The 17,760-nt window shown below is 64.9% G+C and carries 15 protein-coding genes and 1 tRNA gene; 13 read left to right on the top strand and 3 right to left on the bottom strand.

The window, feature by feature from the left end; all coding sequences use genetic code 11:
- Positions 1–7 precede the first annotated feature (7 nt).
- Positions 8–1,069, top strand: a complete 1,062-nt coding sequence (gene ftsZ, locus VFO25_05035) for a cell division protein FtsZ (protein ID HET9342254.1) — start codon at positions 8–10, stop codon at positions 1,067–1,069.
- 60 nt (positions 1,070–1,129) lie between these two features.
- Here ftsZ and VFO25_05030 read toward each other — a convergent pair whose 3' ends face one another.
- Positions 1,130–1,561 (bottom strand): NUDIX domain-containing protein, encoded by a 432-nt coding sequence (locus tag VFO25_05030; GenBank protein HET9342253.1) that lies wholly within the window; start codon positions 1,559–1,561, stop codon positions 1,130–1,132.
- A gap of 132 nt (positions 1,562–1,693) precedes the next feature.
- On the opposite strand from VFO25_05030, the gene VFO25_05025 reads away from it, so the two are divergent.
- Positions 1,694–2,236, top strand: coding sequence for an SRPBCC family protein (locus VFO25_05025; protein ID HET9342252.1), 543 nt, complete (start codon positions 1,694–1,696; stop codon positions 2,234–2,236).
- A gap of 188 nt (positions 2,237–2,424) precedes the next feature.
- On the opposite strand, the gene VFO25_05020 is transcribed toward VFO25_05025, so the two are convergent.
- Positions 2,425–2,622, bottom strand: coding sequence for a hypothetical protein (locus VFO25_05020; GenBank protein ID HET9342251.1), 198 nt, complete (start codon positions 2,620–2,622; stop codon positions 2,425–2,427).
- A gap of 3 nt (positions 2,623–2,625) precedes the next feature.
- Here VFO25_05020 and VFO25_05015 point away from each other — a divergent pair, with 3 nt between their 5' ends.
- Genes VFO25_05015 through VFO25_05005 form a run of 3 tightly spaced genes read left to right on the top strand, consistent with a single transcriptional unit; the run spans position 2,626 to position 4,619 of the window.
- The gene (locus tag VFO25_05015) at positions 2,626–2,979 is read left to right on the top strand and encodes a hypothetical protein (protein HET9342250.1); all 354 of its coding nucleotides are present in this window, start codon (positions 2,626–2,628) and stop codon (positions 2,977–2,979) included.
- A complete protein-coding gene (locus VFO25_05010) occupies positions 2,976–3,734 on the top strand; it encodes a metallophosphoesterase family protein (GenBank protein HET9342249.1) in 759 nt (252 codons plus the stop codon). The genes VFO25_05015 and VFO25_05010 overlap by 4 nt, the downstream gene beginning before the upstream one ends.
- 39 nt (positions 3,735–3,773) lie before the next feature.
- Positions 3,774–4,619, top strand: coding sequence for a hypothetical protein (locus tag VFO25_05005; GenBank protein HET9342248.1), 846 nt, complete (start codon positions 3,774–3,776; stop codon positions 4,617–4,619).
- Here the strand turns inward: VFO25_05005 and aroA are convergent.
- Positions 4,616–5,902, bottom strand: coding sequence for a 3-phosphoshikimate 1-carboxyvinyltransferase (aroA, locus tag VFO25_05000; GenBank protein HET9342247.1), 1,287 nt, complete (start codon positions 5,900–5,902; stop codon positions 4,616–4,618). The two genes, VFO25_05005 and aroA, sit on opposite strands and share 4 nt — an antisense overlap.
- Before the next feature lie 283 nt (positions 5,903–6,185).
- Between aroA and VFO25_04995 the strand changes: the two genes are divergently transcribed.
- The 8 genes from VFO25_04995 to VFO25_04960 all read left to right on the top strand — a co-directional run bounded on the left by VFO25_04995 (position 6,186) and on the right by VFO25_04960 (position 17,734).
- Entirely contained in the window at positions 6,186–7,082 is an 897-nt protein-coding gene (locus tag VFO25_04995) for a COX15/CtaA family protein (protein ID HET9342246.1), read from the top strand.
- A 7-nt stretch (positions 7,083–7,089) separates the two neighbouring features.
- Positions 7,090–7,980 (top strand): heme o synthase, encoded by an 891-nt coding sequence (locus VFO25_04990; protein ID HET9342245.1) that lies wholly within the window; start codon positions 7,090–7,092, stop codon positions 7,978–7,980.
- Positions 7,980–9,377: an MFS transporter gene (locus tag VFO25_04985; protein HET9342244.1), complete on the top strand. Its 1,398-nt coding sequence runs from the start codon at positions 7,980–7,982 to the stop codon at positions 9,375–9,377. Before VFO25_04990 ends, VFO25_04985 begins: the two co-directional genes overlap by 1 nt.
- A gap of 95 nt (positions 9,378–9,472) precedes the next feature.
- On the top strand, positions 9,473–11,515 hold the full coding sequence (locus VFO25_04980; GenBank protein ID HET9342243.1) for a S9 family peptidase: 2,043 nt from the start codon (positions 9,473–9,475) through the stop codon (positions 11,513–11,515).
- Positions 11,512–13,506, top strand: coding sequence for a S9 family peptidase (locus VFO25_04975; GenBank protein ID HET9342242.1), 1,995 nt, complete (start codon positions 11,512–11,514; stop codon positions 13,504–13,506). Before VFO25_04980 ends, VFO25_04975 begins: the two co-directional genes overlap by 4 nt.
- Positions 13,482–15,479, top strand: coding sequence for a S9 family peptidase (locus tag VFO25_04970; GenBank protein ID HET9342241.1), 1,998 nt, complete (start codon positions 13,482–13,484; stop codon positions 15,477–15,479). Before VFO25_04975 ends, VFO25_04970 begins: the two co-directional genes overlap by 25 nt.
- The gene (locus VFO25_04965; protein ID HET9342240.1) at positions 15,476–17,485 is read left to right on the top strand and encodes a S9 family peptidase; all 2,010 of its coding nucleotides are present in this window, start codon (positions 15,476–15,478) and stop codon (positions 17,483–17,485) included. Before VFO25_04970 ends, VFO25_04965 begins: the two co-directional genes overlap by 4 nt.
- Positions 17,486–17,649: 164 nt before the next feature.
- Positions 17,650–17,734 (top strand) — tRNA-Leu (locus tag VFO25_04960).
- Positions 17,735–17,760: the final 26 nt, after the last annotated feature.

The following is a 17,760-nucleotide window of genomic DNA, read 5'->3' as shown; positions in this document are numbered from 1 at the left end:
AAGAGATATGACGGAGCAGCGGCGCTACGTGCCGGAGCACATGGCGAGCATCAAAGTCATCGGCGTCGGCGGCGGCGGCTGCAACGCCATCAACCGGATGGTCGACGCGGGCATCAAAGGCGCCGAGTTCTACGCGGTCAACTGCGACGTGCAAGCGCTGAAGAACTCGCGGACCGAGAACAAGCTGCAGATCGGACAGAACCTGACGCGCGGCTTGGGAGCCGGCGCGGATCCGGAGATCGGACGGCAAGCCGCCGACGAATCGAAAGAAGACCTCGCGTTGCTCGTCGAAGGCACCGATCTCGTCTTCATCACCGCTGGCATGGGCGGCGGAACCGGTACCGGCGCTGCGCCGATCCTCGCCGAGCTCGCACGTTCGGCCGGTGCGTTGACGGTCGGCGTCGTCACGAAACCTTTCGGCTTCGAGCTGAGGAAGCGGGCGCAGATCGCCGAGCGCGGCATCTCCGAGCTCGAGCAGAAGGTCGATACGCTCATCGTCATCCCGAACGATCGGCTGCTCTCGGTGATCGAGAAGAAGACGCCGCTCGTCGAAGCGTTTCGCTACGCAGACGACGTGCTCCGCCAGGGCATCCAGGGCATCACCGATCTCATAACGCAGCCCGGTTTGATCAACCTCGACTTCGCCGACGTGCGGCGCGTCATGACGGATGCCGGCTCCGCGCTCATGGGCATCGGCATCGGAAGCGGTGAGCACCGTGCGGCCGATGCGGCGCAAAAGGCTGTGTCGAGCCCGCTGCTCGAGGCGACGATCGACGGCGCTCGCGGCGTCATCTTCAACATCTACGGCGGATCGGATCTGTCCATGTACGAGGTGAACGAAGCCGCGGAGGCCATCGCGAAGACGGTCGATCCGGACGCGGAAGTCATCTTCGGGGCGACGATCGACGACCGGCTCCAGAACGAAGTGCGCGTCACCGTGCTCGCGACTGGTTTCGGCTCGCGCGCGCGAGATCGTCAGCGAGTGCTCGGCGTCGGCGAGATCGAAAAGGTCAAGCCGATCAGCATGGACGAGATCGAAGTGCCCGCCTTCCTTCGCTACAACAAGTAGGCGGCGGGGAACACGGCGGCCGCGTCGCGCGAGGCGACCCGGCCGCCGTCTTTTTTTATTTCAGACGATCCAGGGCGCGCTGACGTAGTCGACCGCCTTATTACCCGACTCGATGTCCGCGGCGAGTCGCGGACCGATGGCTGGGTGGATGTCGAGCGTCCTCAGCTCGGCGACGTCGTGCCATTCGCACGCGACGACCCGCGAGTCCGTCGAGGGCCCGACTTCGCTCGCAAGCTTTGCTTCGAAGACGAGCTGCACCAGATGCTTGGAGCCGTCAGGCGCGATCGCCTCGACGACGTAACGCAACGCGCCGATCGTGATTGCGGCGCTCGCTTCCTCGCGCAACTCCCGCGTCAGCGCGGCGATGGCGGTCTCGCTTGTTTCGATGCCGCCGCCGGGAAGCAGATACGACGTCCGTCCATGTTTGACGTGACGCGCGAGGAGCACGTGGCGATCGCGAACGATAAGCGCGGCAACGCGTACGCGGACCATTGTGAAGCGCGACACCTCGCAAAGGAAGGTTTTTCCGCCGTCGACGACGATTTCGTTTGGAGGGCAGACACTTCGCGCGGGTCCCGGGGACCCCTCCGGCGCGATGTATACGCTTGCGAAGGAGCGCTACGGATGAAGATACTGTGCGCGGATCACACAGATGTCGACGTTCCGGTCGCGAGGGTGTTCGATTTCGTGACCGACGTGACGCGCTGGGCGGTATGGATGCCGTCGGTCGTGAACGCACAGCAGCCCGATTCACAGCCGCTCGCCGTCGATGAAGAACTGCTCGTCTGCATGCACGCCGGGAGCCGGCGGTGGCAAGAGACGTTCGAAGTGAAGCGGCTCGTCCGCAACGCCTTCCTTTCGCTCGAGGGACTTTACTCGGCCGCGCGCCGAATCGATTTCCGATTCGAACAGCGCGGCAAGCAGACGCGAGTCGCTTGTGCCATCGGGTATCCGCTGTTCGGCGGCCTCATCGCGCGCGCGATCGACGCGATGTCGCGACGACGTCGCGTGCGACGCGATCTGCACGACTCGCTCGTGCGCCTCAAAGGCCTGCTCGAAGAACAAGTCGAATATATGGCGGTTGGCGAGAGCCTCTTCGATGTGGAAGAGGGTGCGCTGGCTGCGACGGTCCGGCCAAAAGCGGCGGAGCCAGCAGCAGCGCTCTAAGAGTCACCGCCCCCGGATACGATGCCAGTATACGAGTATCGCTGCAAGTCGTGCGGCAAGACCCACGAGGTCGAACACGGCTTCAACGACAAACGGCCGACCGAGTGTCCGTCGTGCGGCGGTGAGCTCGTCCGCGTTTTCCATCCGATCGGCCTTGTCTTCAAGGGCAGCGGCTTCCACAAGACCGACTACGGCGGCGCGTCATCGCGCGCGCCCTCGGACAGCAAATCGGCCGATTCCACGGCGTCGGGCTCCAAATCGTCCGAGTCGAAGACCGGCGCCGGGGCTTCCGACAGCAAGGCTGCGAGCCCGAAGTCATCGGACGCGTCGACGTCGGCGTCGACATCCAAGTCGGGCGACTCGTCCACGGGTTCTTCGTCGCCCAAGCCATGAACCTCGAGAACGCGTCGATCGTTGCGATCATCATCGGCGCGGTCGCCGTGCTCGCGACCGTCGTCTATGCGCTCGTCAGAGGTCTTCGCATCCGATCGCGCCTGACGCGCATCACTGATTCCCCGGCGTTCGTCGCCGCTTCCGAGCTCCCGGCGCTCGGCGAACGCATCTCCGCCGGGATCGAGAAGCTTCAGGCCGCGAGCGATCGCTGGGATGAGCTCGCTCATCGTCTCACCGCAGCCCGTGACGCGAGCAGTCGCCTTCAGAGCGGGATCGACTCGGTGGCGGCCTGCGTCATCGACTTGCTGGACACGTTCGCTCCCTCGCTGCGCGGCACCGCGTCGGAGTGAGGCTCAGCGGTCGCGTCGCGGCCCTGTACGATATCCATGCCAATCTGCCCGCGCTCGAAGCGGTCCTCGAAGAAGTCCGAAAGGCCGACGTCGAGCAGATCGTCATCGGCGGTGATGTGCTTCCCGGTCCGATGCCGCGCGAGACGATGGCGACGCTCTTCGCGCTCGACATACCAGTACGATTCGTTCTAGGCAATGGCGACCGCGAAGTGCTCGAACGTTTGAACGGCATCGAGTCGAAGACGCTTCCCGAACAGGTACGCGAAGTCATAACCTGGACCGCGGAACAGCTGGACCCGGGTCACGAGCACGTGCTCGCGACGTGGCAGAGATCCGTCCGGGCGCACGTGTCGGAGATCGGCGATGTGCTCTTTTGTCACGCGACGCCTCGCAACGATACGGAGATCTTCACGCGCCGCACTCCTGAAGAACGGCTCGTTCCGATCTTCGGCGGGTTAGGGGTCGATATCGTCGTCTGCGGTCACACCCACATGCAGTTCGACCGCGCGATCGGAGACCTACGCGTTCTGAACGCCGGCAGCGTCGGGATGCCCTTCGGAAGGCCTGGTGCTTATTGGCTGCTCCTCGGCCCCGACGTGCAGCTCCGTCGCACGGAATACGATCTTGCGGCGGCGGCGGCACGCGTTCGAGCGACGCGGTACCCGCAAGCAGAGGACTTCGCCGCGAGTAATATCGAGCGGCCGCCGACGGAAGAAGAAGTGCTCGACGCGTGGAGCAGCGCCGAACTGCGCTAGGCCCGGGGAACGAGGTAGTCGATGCAATCCGCGTCAAGGTTGATCGGCATCTTCAGCGCACTGGCCGCCGCATGTATTCTCGCGCTGTCTGCCATCGCGAATACCGTAGGGATCGCGTCATGGGTTCGTCCCTCGCCGACACCAATGGTATCGCCGAGCAATCCAAATAGTGATAGGGGCGTTATCCTTGCGGGGTATTCCGCGCCGCCGATGAGCGATGTCAGTTTCGGGCCTGAAGTCGCGATCTACCGTTTCATGCCGAAGTGGTCGCTCGAGGATGCGACCGTCGTGGGCGACACCGTTTACGTCGTCTGGGAGAAACCAGGTTACGGCCCACATGGTTCTTATAAGCCTGGGCTAGGTTCATTGATAGGCGGACACTTGAGGGTCATCCCCCTGCCCCGCGTCTACGACAGCTTGAGCTTTGTGGACGACCGGAAAAACCTGATGGGCATTCGGATCGGCGGAGGCCTCGACTGGTACGCCCTCGACAACGGTTACGTTCGCCCTATACGCCGGCCCAAGCCTGCCGAGCCTACTTTCATGGTGCTCGCCGACGGCGACCGATGCGTCGCCGGCGAACCTGATAGCCGCGTCGCTATCTATGATGTTGACCGTGCGGGTATGAGACGGCCGATACTATCGGTCGAAGCTCTCGCATCGGCGACCAAAGGAGCAATGGACGCACCCTATCCGGTGTGGTGCACGCATTTCCACGGCGAAGACTTCGCCTTCATTGGTGGATCAATCGGTTTGATATTCAGACTCGATCAGGGGCACGCCGCCATCCTGACGACTGGTCGGTTCGTCGGCGTCGGGAAAAATGACGTCCTAATCCAGGATATCAACTACGAATTGCTTCAAGCGCACGTCGTGTCGGACTAGTAGAACGCTGAACGCCATACGTCGGAGAAGTTTGGAAACGACGTGGCGATGCAGTCGGTATCGTCGATCGTTATACGTGATCGCGTCGCGAGCCCGAGGATCGCTGCTGACATGCCGATTCGGTGATCGCCTTCGGTGGTGACGCGCTCCGGGGCTCGCAATCGACGGCCCGACCCGATCGAGATGCCGTCCGGCAGCTCTTCCGCAATAGCGCCAAACGCGCGAAGCAGCCGAACCGTCGTCGCGAGCCTGTCCGATTCTTTCGTCCGCAAATCTGACGCATTGCGTACCTCGAAGTCGATACCGGCAGCGGCGGCGAGCGTACACAGCGCCGGGATCTCGTCGATGAGGTTCGGTATCTGCTCTGCTTCAATGGCAGCGTTTCGAAGGTCACGTCCACCGCGGACGACGACATCGCCGATCGCCTCGCCGTGGTCTTCGCGCGTATCCATGATCTCGATGTCTGCCCCCATCGCGCGCAACACGTCGAGGGCGGCTATGCGCGTCGGATTCATTCCGAGATTTTCGAGGCGTAGATTCGACCCGGGAAGTACTACAGCGCCGGCGATGAAGAAGAAGGCTGCGGAGAAATCGCCGGGCACGCGATAGTCGGCGAGCGGCTTCAATAGCGAAGGTTGAACCGCAATGCTGTTTCCATTCACGTCCAAGCTCGCGCCCATCGAGCGAAGCATCCGCTCGGTATGGTCACGCGTGTGCGCCGGTTCTGTGACTACTGTCGGTCCTTGCGCACGAAGTGCGGCGAAGAGCACTGCGGATTTTACTTGCGCCGATGCGACCGGCAGCGTGATCGCGGCGCCTCGGAGGGGCTGCGGTGAGGCGCGCAGCTTCAGCGGCGGTTTTCCGTTCGTCGTTTTGACATCGGCACCCATCATGCGCAAAGGGTAGGTGACGCGTTCCATCGGCCGACGTCGTAGCGATGCGTCGCCGTCGAGGGTCGCATCGACGCGGCCCGCTATCAGCCCGGCGAGCATCCGCATAGTGCTGCCGGAGTTGCCGCAATCGAGCGCGGACCCCGGCGTGCGAAAGTCGCGTATCCCCCGGACGTGCATCGCGCTTGATATATCGCCTCTTATCGAGGCGCCGAGAGCGCGGAGCGCATCGACCGTCGCGCGGACATCTGCGCCTGCGTTCGCTCCGACAATGGACGACTCGCCATCGGCGATCGACGCGCACATGAAAGCGCGATGCGAGATCGATTTGTCTCCCGGCATACGGACGGTGGCGGAGTGCGGTCGAGGAGCAGAGAGCTCGATGCTGGACACGCCGAGGGCCTTGCTAGCGGATACGCAGCGGTCCTGCATGCACAACCTCCGCCGAGCTTCGCTCGGCCTACTACGTTTGCTTACGCGAGGCCGCGGCGGTCGACCGCTCCATAACAACCAGAGCCGAGCTTCGCTCGGCCTACTACATTTCTTTTGCCAGGCCGCGGCGGTCGACCATGAAGGTCGACCGCTCCACAACAACCAGAGCCGAGCTTCGCTCGGCCTACTACATTTGGAACATGAGCGGACAGGATTCATCTGCCGAGCGCCGCAAGCACGAGGCATGTCCCCCCGTCTCGGCCTGCTCCGTGGCGTCGGTGTCGCATCGACGGTGTTCTCGTTCGCGCTCGTCGTCTGGGGCGCGATCGTGCGCATCAACGGCGCCGGCATGACGTGCCCCGATTGGCCCCGCTGCCGCGGCGCGTGGTTCCCTGCGCTCGACCCGAAAGTGATGTACGAGTACTATCACCGTGTCGGCGCTGCTTTACTCACAATCATCGTCATCGCGACGTTCCTCGCGGCGTGGTTCGCACGTAACGACGCGCCCGCCGCTTTCAAAGCGTCGTGGGTGTCGCTCGGGCTCATCGTCGCACAGATCGTCGCCGGCGCGGTGACGATCGTCCTGCAAAACGACGCGCCGAGCGTCGCGGTCCACCTCGTCCTCGGGTTCTCGACATTCGTCAGCTTGTTGATGGTAACGATCATCGCGTATGCAGAGCCCGCTGAGCACGCGCATGCCGGCCCTGGTAGTCGCTTCAAGTGGCTCGCCCTAGGCACGACATCGCTCGCTTTCCTCGCCGTGTTCGCCGGGGGCTGGATGGCGGCGTCGAACGACGGCCTTGCGTGCACGGCGTTGCCGCTTTGCGGCGCTGTGGGTGGCATGACGGCGGCCCAGCAGATCCACATGGCGCACAGATACGTCGCATACGTGACGATCGCCGCGGCCCTCGTCACGTGGTTCGCCGGGTTGCGGACGCCGCAGCTCGATCCGCTGGCGCGAGCTGCGTCTTGGGTCGCGCTCGGGCTCGCAGTTCTCCAGGGTGCCCTCGGCGCGGCGACGATCGTCTCGGGGCTCGAACCGGTGTTGCGCTCGTTGCACGAAGCGAACGCGGCACTCCTCATCGCATCGCTCGTCGTCCTCACCTATTTCGCGTTCCGGCCTCGGAGCGTGCTCGCATGAGATCGACATGCTGAGCACAGCCACGAAGAAGATCGTCGATTATTACGGGCTTACGAAACCCGGCGTCATGTCGCTCTTGCTGTTCACGACCTTCACGGCGATGATGATGGCCGCCGGCGGCTTGCCCTCGTGGCGTCTTGCCCTACTGACGCTGCTCGGCGGCGCGCTCGCCAGCGCGTCCTCTGCGGCGATCAACATGTACTTCGACCGCGACATCGACGGGCAGATGAAGCGGACGAAGACACGCCCGATCCCGAGCGGCCGCGTCGCGCCGCGCGACGCGCTCGTGTTCGGCATCGTCCTCGGTGTGCTCGCTTTCGCCGAGCTGGCGCTCACCGTGAACCTGCTCGCCGCGGCGCTGTCCGTCGCCGGCATCCTCTACTACGTCTTCATCTATACGGTCTGGCTGAAGCGCACGACGCCGCAGAACATCGTCATCGGCGGCGCGGCCGGTTCGGTGCCGCCGCTCGTCGGGTGGGCCGCGGTGACCGATCATGTCGGCCTCACCGCACTGCTGCTGTTCGCAGTCGTCTTCGTGTGGACACCGCCCCACTTCTGGGCGCTCGCCCTGCTGAAGAAGGAAGAATACCGTCGCGTCGGCATCCCGATGCTCCCCGCGGTCTACGGCGACGACGTCACCAAGCGGCAGATCCTCATCTACACCATCGTGCTCGCCGCGCTGACGCTCGTCTTCGTGCCGCTCCACCTCATGGGCGTCGTCTATCTCGCGAGCGCGATCGTGCTGGACGTCGTCTTCTTCGCGTTCGCCGTCTGGGTCGTTCGAAGCGGTTCGCCGAAGAGCGAAGGTCTCATGTACCGGTTCTCGATGCTCTATCTCGCCTTGCTGTTCGTCGCGATGGCGATCGACCGGTTCGGGCACGGCGTCTCGGGTTCGTAGTGGACGATAGCGAGAAGCGACGGCTGCTCGCGCCGCTGCTGCTCGCTATCTTCATGCGGGCGTTGCCGTTGACGATGTTCGGCCCGCTGCTGGCGGGCATCGCTCGATCGCTCGGCGCGGGGCTCGCTGAGATCGGTTGGATCGTCGCGACCTATGCGACAGGCTCGCTCATCGCGCAGCCCGTCATGGGTCGTCTCTCCGATCTCCGCGGCCGCAAACGCATCCTCGTCGCGTGCGTCGTCTTATTCGGTTTCGGATCGATCGTCTGCGCGTTGGCGACGTCGCTCTGGGTGCTCGTCGCCGGCCGCATCATCCAAGCGCTCGGCGCCGGCGGCATCCAGCCGGTCGTCACCGCGATCGTCGCCGATCGCTTCACGCCTGGCGAGCGGGGTGGTGCGCTCGGTGCGATCTACGGGATGTACGGGCTCGGCACGATGTCCGGAGCGCTTGCCGGTGGTGCGATCGTCAGCGCCGCATTGTGGCTCAGCGCGAACGCAAGCCTCGGCGCGGGCATCAGCGGCGAGCTCGCGTCTTTTCCGTGGCACCTCGTGTTTTGGGTGAACGTCATCCTCGCGCTCGCGACGCTCGCCGCTGCGTCTGGTCTCGCGCCAGACGAACCGTCAAAGCACAACGGCAGCGACGGCTTCGACTATCCCGGCATCGTCCTCGTCGCAGCGTTCACCGCCTCGCTCATGATCGCCGCCACCGCGACCGGGCTCGTATCGATCGCAGGCCTCGCGGGCGCAGCGGCGAGCCTCATCGCCCTCTGCTTCTGGGAGCCGCGCGCTCGCGCGCCGCTGTTCGACCCGGCGCTCTTCCGCGGCCGCGGACCGTTACTCGTCTACGGCATCGCGTTCGTGTTCGGTCTGCCGAGCTTTTCACTCACGATCTACTCGGCGACGTATCTCAATGCCGCATTCGGGGCGACTGAAGCGCAGAGCGGCCTCGCGCTGTTCGGCCTCGCGGCGGCCTACGTCGCCGGCGCGATCGCAGGCGGTCGCGCGACGCGCACGATGGGTTCGAAGATCCCGCTCATCGGGGGAGTATTGGGCGCCGGCCTCGCGCTTGCGTCGCTTGCCGCGTTCGACTCGATGCCGGTCGTCATCGCGTCGATGGTTCTCGCAGGGCTCGGCTTGGGGATCGCGTCTGCTCCACCGAACGCACTGCTTCTTGCCTATTTCCGCGCCGGTCAGACGGGAGGGGCGAGCGGACTCGCGCTCATGCTCGCGACTTCCGGGTCGATCACCGCGCCCGCGCTCATCTCCGCCTTCCTCCGTCACGGCGGCGCGGATGCGGGCGTCGAATTCCGTGAGGCCTTCAGCGTCGGGGCTGTTCTGTGTGCGGCGTGCGCCGCGCTTTCCACAGCGCTTCCGGCTCCGCGGCGCGAAGTCGGTTGACGGATGAAAAGCGCATGACGCCGTTTTGTCGGCGACCGACGTGGGAATCGGCGGACCCTCGTCCGAAGGCCGCCTCGTCCTGACGGAAGGTCCCGATGCGACTGAAATCGTTCCTTTTCATACTGCTCTTGTGCGCGCTTCCCGGGCCGGTCTTCGCGAAGACGTTCGACGATGCGGCGATGCGCTCGCTCGTCGGCCTTTCCGATCCGCAGATAAGCCCTGACGGCAAACAGATCGCCGTTCTCGTCTCCCATGCGGACTTCGACAAAGACACCTACCGGACCGACGTCATGCTCGTCGACGTCGCGTCGGGTACGAGCCGGACGCTGACGAACGGACGATCCGGCGTCGGATCGCCGCGCTGGTCGCCGTCAGGCGATAGCATCGCATTCGTCGCGCTCGCGGGCGATCCGCCGGATGAAGAAGAGCAGATATACGTCATGCCGCTCGACGGCGGTGAGGCGTCGCAGGTGACGCACGCGAAAAACGGCGTCGAACAGTTCGCGTGGCGGCCCGACGGCGCTCAGATCGCGTACGTCTCACCCGATCCGCAACCGAACGCTGCCGCGATCAAGGACCACCGCGACGAATTCGTCGTCACCGACAACGCGTATCTCGATCGGTCCGCCTCCGTGCCGTCGCACGTCTGGCTCGTGAACAGCGACGGCGCTTCGGAGCGCCGGCTCACATCGGGATCGTGGAGCGTGCCGTCGTCGGAGCCGCCGGGGCCGCCGGGATCGCCGCTGTCGTGGTCGCCGGACGGCACGCACATCACGATTACGCGACTTGAAAATCCCGTGTACGGCGACAACGACCGGTCGACCGTCGAAGTCATCGATGCGAAGACGGGCGCGATCCGCAAACTCTCGTCGCATTCGATGTGGGAGACGTTCCCTGCATACTCGCCCGACGGCACGAGCATCGCGTACGGGTACCCGCACGACGGCGATCCCACGAACATCAACTCGATTTGGGTCGCGTCGACTGCCGGCGGCGACGGCGTCGAAGTGACCAAGGCGCTCGACCGGCATATCGTCCGCGCGATCTGGATGCCGGGAGGCAAATCGCTTCTCGTCGCCGCGCACGATGGTACCGATTCAGCGATGTGGATCCAGCCGCTCTCGGGTGCGGCGACGCGTGTCAGCACCGGCGACGTGCAACCCGTTCAGTCGTTTTGGCTCGACGCGGACGTCGGCCGCGATGGCGCGATCGCGCTCGTCGGATCGAAAGCGACTCAGCCGACGGAGCTTTGGTACATGGCGTCACCGGCGTCGGCACCGAAACGTCTCACGAACCTGAACGCATCCTTGGACACGCTCGACTACGGCAAGATGGACACGGTGCAGTGGCAGGGGCCCGATGGGTTCGCTGAGGACGGCGTCCTCACATATCCGCCCGGCTTTGTCGCCGCGAAGAAGTATCCGCTCGTCCTCAACATCCACGGCGGCCCGAACAGTGCGTCGACGACCGCCTTCAATCCGTTCACGCAGCTGCTCGCCGCCCGCGGTTGGCTCGTCTTCTCGCCGAACTATCGCGGCAGCGACGACCTCGGCAACGCGTATTGGCGTGCGATCTTCAACGACGCGGGCGACGGCCCGGGCAGAGATGTCATGGCGGGCGTCGACGCGGTGGAGACGATGGGCGTCGTCGACGGATCGAAGATCGCCGTATCGGGTTGGTCGTACGGCGGTTACATGACGTCGTGGCTCGAAGACCACTACTCGGTCTGGCGCGTCGCAGTCGCGGGGGCCGCCGTCAACAATCTCGTCGACGAGTACGCTTTGTCCGACAACAATGTCGGCGTGCGCTACGGATTTCCGGGTCTGTCGTCGCCATGGATCGGCGGGTCGATGGCCGCGTACGTCGCGCAGTCGCCTATCACGTACGCCCGCGACATCAAGACGCCGACGCTCATCATGAGCGATGTGGGCGACGTCCGCGTGCCGATCACGCAATCGTACGAGATGTATCATGCGCTGAAAGAGAACGGCGTGCCCGTCGACTTCTGGGCGTATCCGGTGTCGGGCCATCACCCCGGCGATCCGGTGCGGCAAGACGACATCTACCGGCGCTGGATCGCCTGGATCGCCGACCACTTCGGTGAAAGCGCGCAGACGAGCACGGGGAGCGGGTTATGAACCGCACGGCCTGGGTCGCCGCTCTGAGCGCCGCAGTTGGAATGGCGCAGCTCCCGAACGCCGAGCCGGCGGCAGCACGCACGATCGACCTCGCCGATCTTCGCTCGATCGTCGGGGTGGGAACGCCGCAGATATCGCCTGACGGCTCGAAGATCGCCGTCGTCACTTCACGCAAAGACTTCACCAAAGACCGCACGGACAGCGAGCTCATGCTCGTCGACGTCAAGACCGGCGCGATGCGGCCCCTCACATACGATCGCAAGAACATCCAGAACGTCCGCTGGTCGCCTGATGGGAAATCGATCGGGTTTCTCGCCCTTGCCGGCTCGGGCGACGATGCGGCATTTCAAGTGTGGGTCATGCCGATGGCCGGCGGGGACGCGCAAACGATCACGAAGGCGAAGAACGGCGTCGACGAATTCGCATGGCGACCGGACGGCAAGGCGATCGCGTTCGTCGCCGACGACGACGCGCCGAACAAGAAACAGATCGACGCGCACCTCGACGCCTTCGAGGTCGGCGACAACGACTATACGGCGACGTCCGTTCCTGCGAGCTCGCAGCTATGGACGATCGCTTCGGCGGGCGGCGTCGCGAAGCGCCTGACCAAAGGCTCGTGGCAGATATCGCAATTGTCGTGGTCGCCGGACGGCAGGTCGATCGCGGCAGCCGTGCAGCACTCACTCTACTCGGGTGACGCCGATCAGTCGATGATCGAGGTCTTCGACGCCAAAAGCGGAGCGGCGCACGCTCTCACCGGCCGCTCGACGCTGGAAGGCTCCCCGCTCTATTCGCCCGATGGGACGGAGATCGCGTACGGATTTGAGCCGGGCGGAACCATCGCTCACGAGAGCCATGCATTCGTCTCACCGGAGACGGGCGGCCTCGGGAAAGATATGACGTCGCGCATCGACCGCGAAATATCGCCGCTGGCGTGGACGCCCGATGGCATCGCGCTCCTCGTCGCAGGCGACGACGGCGTGCATTCGAGTCTTTGGGCGGCCGGGATCGACGGCTCCGTCCACAAAGCGCCTCTCGGCGACATCTCGTTCTACGACGGAACGATCAGCAAGAAGACGGGAATGCTCGCCATTCTCGGCGGCGAGCCGGAGCGGCCTGCGGAGGTCTACGTACTTGGACCGACCGATAGCCGGCCGCGTCGACTGACGGATTTCAACAGGCGCATCGCGTCGCTCGATCTCGGCGAGGTGAAGCCGTTCGCATGGACGAGCGACGGATTCAGTGCGGACGGGATCTTGACGATGCCGCCCAAGAGCGTGCATGCGGGTTCCAAACCCCCGCTCGTCGTCCTCATCCACGGGGGCCCGACCTCAGAGTCGCTGCTCAGCTTCGATTCTGGCTACGGCGGACTTGCACAGGTCTTCGCAGCCCGAGGCTGGATGGTGTTCGAACCGAACTACCGCGGCAGCGACGGCTTGGGCAAGCGTTACATGGAAGCGACGATCGGCGACCTCGGCGCCGGTCCAGGCCGCGACATCGTCGCCGGAGTGCAAGCGCTCGAACGAGCCGGCATGGTCGACCCATCGCACATCTTCGTCGGCGGGTGGTCGGAGGGCGGGTGCCTGACGTCGTGGCTCATAACGCACTACACGATCTGGAAGGCCGTGATGGCGGGCGCGCCTGTCACGGACTGGATCGCCGAAGACAATCTCTCCGACGCGCTCTCCTACGAGCGCGCGATCGCCGGCGAGGCGGGACCGTGGAGCGACGCGGGCCGCAAGCTTTACGCCGCCGAATCGGCGATCAGCGCCGTTGCGAGCGTCAAGACGCCGACGCTGCTGATGGACGACACCGGCGACTACCGCGTTCCGACGCCGGAAACGTATGCGTTTTATCACGCGCTTCACGATGAGGGCGTCGAAGTGCAATACGTCATCTTTCCCGCTCACGCCCATTTTCCGCGCGACCCCGTCCGCGGCGAGGAGATATACAAGAGATGGATCGCATGGTACGCAGATCATCTGCGTTAGCGCTCGGGATCGCGATCGCGTGTGCGTGGGTGCACCCGAGCGCCGCGCGCACGATCGACTTCCCCGATCTGCGCACCGAGGTGAGCGTGTCGACGCCGGTCATCTCGCCGGACGGCAAGTCGATCGCGGTCGTCGTGAGCAAGGCGGACTTCGACAAAGATATGTTCGTCAACCAGCTCATGCTCGTCGACGTCGCGACCGGGTCGCAGCGCGCGTTGACGCAGGGCCGCGACGACGTCAACTCGCCCGCATGGTCGCCGACCGGCGATCGGATCGCTTTCATCGCCGCGAACGGCAGCGGTGACGACGCGACCGACCAGGTCTACGTCCTGTCGATGAATGGCGGCGATCCGATAGCCGCGTCGGCGTCGAAGACCGACGTGCAAGAATTCGTCTGGAGTCCGGACGGCACGCGCATCGCATACGTCGCCGCCGATCAACCGCCGAAGCTGACCGGGACCGCGAAATACGACAACCCGTTCCGCGTCACCGACAACGACTTCCTCATGCGGCATGTCGCACAGCCGGCCCACATCTGGACCGTGTCGGCGGCAGGCGGCGACGACAAGCGGCTCACATCGGGATCGTGGAGCCTGCCACAGGGTCAATTCGCCTCGACCATCGATTGGTCGGCCGACGGCAAGACGATCGCATTCCAGATGGTGCCGGATACGGTGAGCGCCGACTTCGAAAAGGGCGCGGTCGCGCTCGTCGACGTCGCGACCGGCAAGGTTCGTCCATTCGGCGCGAACTCAGGCTGGAGCGGCAATCCGGTCTTCTCGCCTGACGGCAAGATGCTCGCATTCGACGTCGCTATCAACGGCACGCCGTATCTACAAAACGAAGTCGAGGTGTCGCCGGTCGCGAATCCCGGGGCGGTCGACATCACGCAAGCGCTCGATCGGAACGTCTCTCCCCTCGCGTGGACGCCTGACGGCAAAGGGGTGCTCGTCACGGGCGATGACAACACGCACGCGGCGCTCTGGATGCAGCCGCTGTCGGGTGGCGCTGCGACGCGCATCGATCTCGGCGATCTGAGCGTCGGCAGCGCGACGATCGCGAAGGACGGCGGCATCGCGCTCTGGGGCGAAACGGGCACGCGCCCAAGCGAGCTCTACTACATCCCGCCGCATTCGAGCGACGTGAAACGGCTGACGGACTTCAACCACGCGATCTCCAGCCTCGATCTCGGCAAGACGTCGACGGTCACGTGGACGAGTTCGGACGGCTTCGCTGAAGACGGCGTCCTCACGTACCCACCGAGCTTCGATCCGGCGAAGAAGTACCCGCTCGTCCTCATGATCCACGGCGGTCCGATCGCCGCTTCGAACGAGACGTTCGACGACACGCTCGGTCTGCAGCAGATCGCCGCGGCACGCGGCTGGGTCGTTTTCGAGCCGAACTATCGCGGCAGCGACAACGAGGGCGACAAGTTCATCCAAGCGATAGTCGGCCACGTCGCGAGCGGTCCGGGCATGGACAATCTCGAGGGCGTCGCGGCGGTCGAGAAACTCGGCTTCGTCGACAGGTCGCGCATCGGGGTCTCCGGCTGGTCCGGCGGCGGTCTCGCGACCACGTGGCTCGTCGGGCACTCGCATATATGGAAGGCAGCCGTCGCAGGCGCCGCCGTCACGAACTGGATGGACGAATACTCGCTCAGCGATGTCCAGGGACTGACGACCACGCTGCTCGGCGGGTCGCCGTTCGACCCGAAGTACCGCGCCGAGGCCTTGGCGGAATCGCCGATCACGTACGCGCGCGACGTGACGACCCCGACGCTCGTCCTCTCGGATACCGGCGACTACCGCGTGCCGACGCCGCAGGCGTTCGAGTTCTACCACGCGCTCAAGGACAACGGGGTCGACACGCGCTTCGTCATGGCGCCGCGCTACGGCCACTTCCCATCCGACCCCGCGGGCACGGAATCCATGTTCAAGCTCTGGATCGGCTGGTTCGAGGATCATCTGAAATGAGACGCGCTACGATCGCAACTATCGCCGCGGCGGCAGTCCTCGGCTTCGCGCTTGGTTCGTCGGCGCCGGCTCACGCGCGCCTGCTGGACCAGGCCGCTCTGCGCAACGAAGTCGGCCTTTCGCAGCCGCAGCTATCGCCCGACGGCAAACGCATCGCTTTCATGAAGTCGACGCTGGACTTCGTGAAAGACGATCGCCACTCGCAGCTCATGCTGCTCGACGTCGCGTCGGGCGCGATCAGGCCGCTGACGTACGACCGGACCGGCGTCGACTCGCCGCGTTGGTCGCCGACCGGCGACCGGATCGCGTTCGTAGCCGATGCTGGACCGTCCGACAACGCGCAGTCGCAGATATTCGTCATGCCGCTCGACGGGGGCGATCCGCTTCAAGTGACCAAAGTCGACAACGGCGTCGACGAGTTCACGTGGCGGCCGGACGGCAAGGCGTTCGCCTTCGTCACGCAAGACTCGCCGAAGAACAAGAAGCAGCTCGATGCCCACTTCGACACGTTCGACGTCGGCGACCTCGACTACAAGCAGACCGAGGCGCCCGTTCCATCACATCTCTGGACGGTAAGCGCCTCCGGCGGCGCGGCGCACCGCTTGACGTCGGGTTCGTGGAGCCTCTCCACGACGCAGGGCGGACCCGGCGCAGCACTGTCGTGGTCGGCCGACGGCAAGACGATCGCGATCGAGAAGCTGCCCAACGCGGTGGTCGGGGACAGCGACAGCGCGGTCGTCGCCCTCGTCGACGCGAAGACGGGTGCCGTTCACGACTTGCCCGGCCAACGGCCGTACTCGGGAGCGCCGACGTTCTCGCCGCGCGGCGACGACTTGGCGGTCGTCTTTTTCCCGCACGGCGCTTTCAACAGCAATCCATACTTGTCGCTGACGTCGTCAGCGGGCGGTCCGGGCCGCGTGATCGGCGGCCAAGAGCATGCGGTGGATTTCGCCGCGTGGACGCCCGACGGTTCGGCGATCGTGTATTCGGGCGAGGACGGCGCGGTCAATGACGTCTGGTATTCGCCGCTCGTCGGTGCACCGAGCCAATACCGCCTCGGCGGAGCGACCTTCGTCGGCGACGCGACGATCGGCTCACACGGCGCTGTGGCGTTCGTCGGCACGACGCCCTACGAGCCGTCGGAGATCTACTACGCACCGTCGCCGACGTCGGCGGCGCGGCCGCTGACGCACTACAACGCATCGTTCTCGAAGCTCCAGCTCGGCGAGATGCGCGAGGTCCGCTGGACGGGGCCCGGCGGCTTCAAGGAAGACGGCATCGTGACGCTGCCTCCGGGCTATGTCGCGGGCCGGCGTTATCCGCTCGCGCTCGAAGTGCACGGCGGTCCGCAAGGGGCGTCGCAGCTCGGTTTCAACTCGCTGGCGCAGCTCATCGCCGCGCATGGCATCGTCGTCTTCGAGCCGAACTATCGCGGCAGCACGAACCTCGGCGATGCGTATCAGCACGCGATCTACCGCGACACCGGCGTCGGGCCGGGCAAAGACGCCATGGCCGGCGTCGCGACGCTCGACAAGGCGGGGGTCATCGACACGTCGCGCATGTGTGTCACCGGCTGGTCGTACGGCGGCTACATGACGACGTGGCTCGAGAGCCACTACGACGTGTGGAAGTGCGCGATGTCCGGAGCGGCGCTCACCGACTGGGTCGCCGATTACACGATCGCGTTCTATCAGAAGGGCGACGCCGATTTCTTCGGTCAAGGCTCGAGCCCGTGGAAGAACAACGGGTGGGATATCTGGCGCGACCAGTCGCCGCTCAGCGCAGTCCAGAACGTGAAGGCGCCGACGCTTATCATGGGCGACGTCGGCGACCCGAACGTGCCGATCTACAACTCATACCTGTGGTACAATGCCCTGCACGATCAGGGCGTCGACGTCCAGTTCTACGCGTATCCGCGCAACACGCACTTCCCGGGCGATCCGGTCGGCGCTGAAGGCGTGTACAAACGCTGGGTCGACTGGGTCGTCTCACACCTCTCGAAGTAGAAGCGCGTTCGCGCGATAAGAAGACCGGGGAGCGGTCGAGATTCATCTCGACCGCCGCGGCCGAACAACTGCGAGGTCGTCTGCGGTCGACCATAAAGGTCGACCGCTCCCTATCAATCGCCAAAAGGTCGGCCGCTGCATTCCCCGAACCGAAATGCCTGCTCGCCGGAGTGGCGGAACTGGCAGACGCACGCGACTCAAAATCGCGCGAGGCAACCCCTCATGTGGGTTCGACTCCCACCTTCGGCACGGCTCGATATCAACGCCGCTACATA

The sequence above is a fragment of the Candidatus Eremiobacteraceae bacterium genome, from assembly GCA_035710745.1.
Taxonomy (GTDB): Bacteria; Vulcanimicrobiota; Vulcanimicrobiia; order Eremiobacterales; family Eremiobacteraceae; genus JANWLL01.
The sequence above is the reverse complement of the archived record's forward strand: the minus strand, read 5'-3'. Positions and strand labels throughout refer to the sequence as shown.

What these genes read in the sequence shown, in the direction of transcription:
- ftsZ (HET9342254.1), top strand. Translation starts at nt 8, where the DNA reads ATGACGGAGCAGCGGCGCTACGTGCCGGAGCACATGGCGAGCATCAAA.
- VFO25_05030 (HET9342253.1), bottom strand. Translation starts at nt 1,561, where the DNA reads ATGGTCCGCGTACGCGTTGCCGCGCTTATCGTTCGCGATCGCCACGTG.
- VFO25_05025 (HET9342252.1), top strand. Translation starts at nt 1,694, where the DNA reads ATGAAGATACTGTGCGCGGATCACACAGATGTCGACGTTCCGGTCGCG.
- VFO25_05015 (HET9342250.1), top strand. Translation starts at nt 2,626, where the DNA reads ATGAACCTCGAGAACGCGTCGATCGTTGCGATCATCATCGGCGCGGTC.
- VFO25_04995 (HET9342246.1), top strand. Translation starts at nt 6,186, where the DNA reads ATGTCCCCCCGTCTCGGCCTGCTCCGTGGCGTCGGTGTCGCATCGACG.
- VFO25_04990 (HET9342245.1), top strand. Translation starts at nt 7,090, where the DNA reads ATGCTGAGCACAGCCACGAAGAAGATCGTCGATTATTACGGGCTTACG.
- VFO25_04980 (HET9342243.1), top strand. Translation starts at nt 9,473, where the DNA reads ATGCGACTGAAATCGTTCCTTTTCATACTGCTCTTGTGCGCGCTTCCC.
- VFO25_04975 (HET9342242.1), top strand. Translation starts at nt 11,512, where the DNA reads ATGAACCGCACGGCCTGGGTCGCCGCTCTGAGCGCCGCAGTTGGAATG.
- VFO25_04970 (HET9342241.1), top strand. Translation starts at nt 13,482, where the DNA reads ATGGTACGCAGATCATCTGCGTTAGCGCTCGGGATCGCGATCGCGTGT.
- VFO25_04965 (HET9342240.1), top strand. Translation starts at nt 15,476, where the DNA reads ATGAGACGCGCTACGATCGCAACTATCGCCGCGGCGGCAGTCCTCGGC.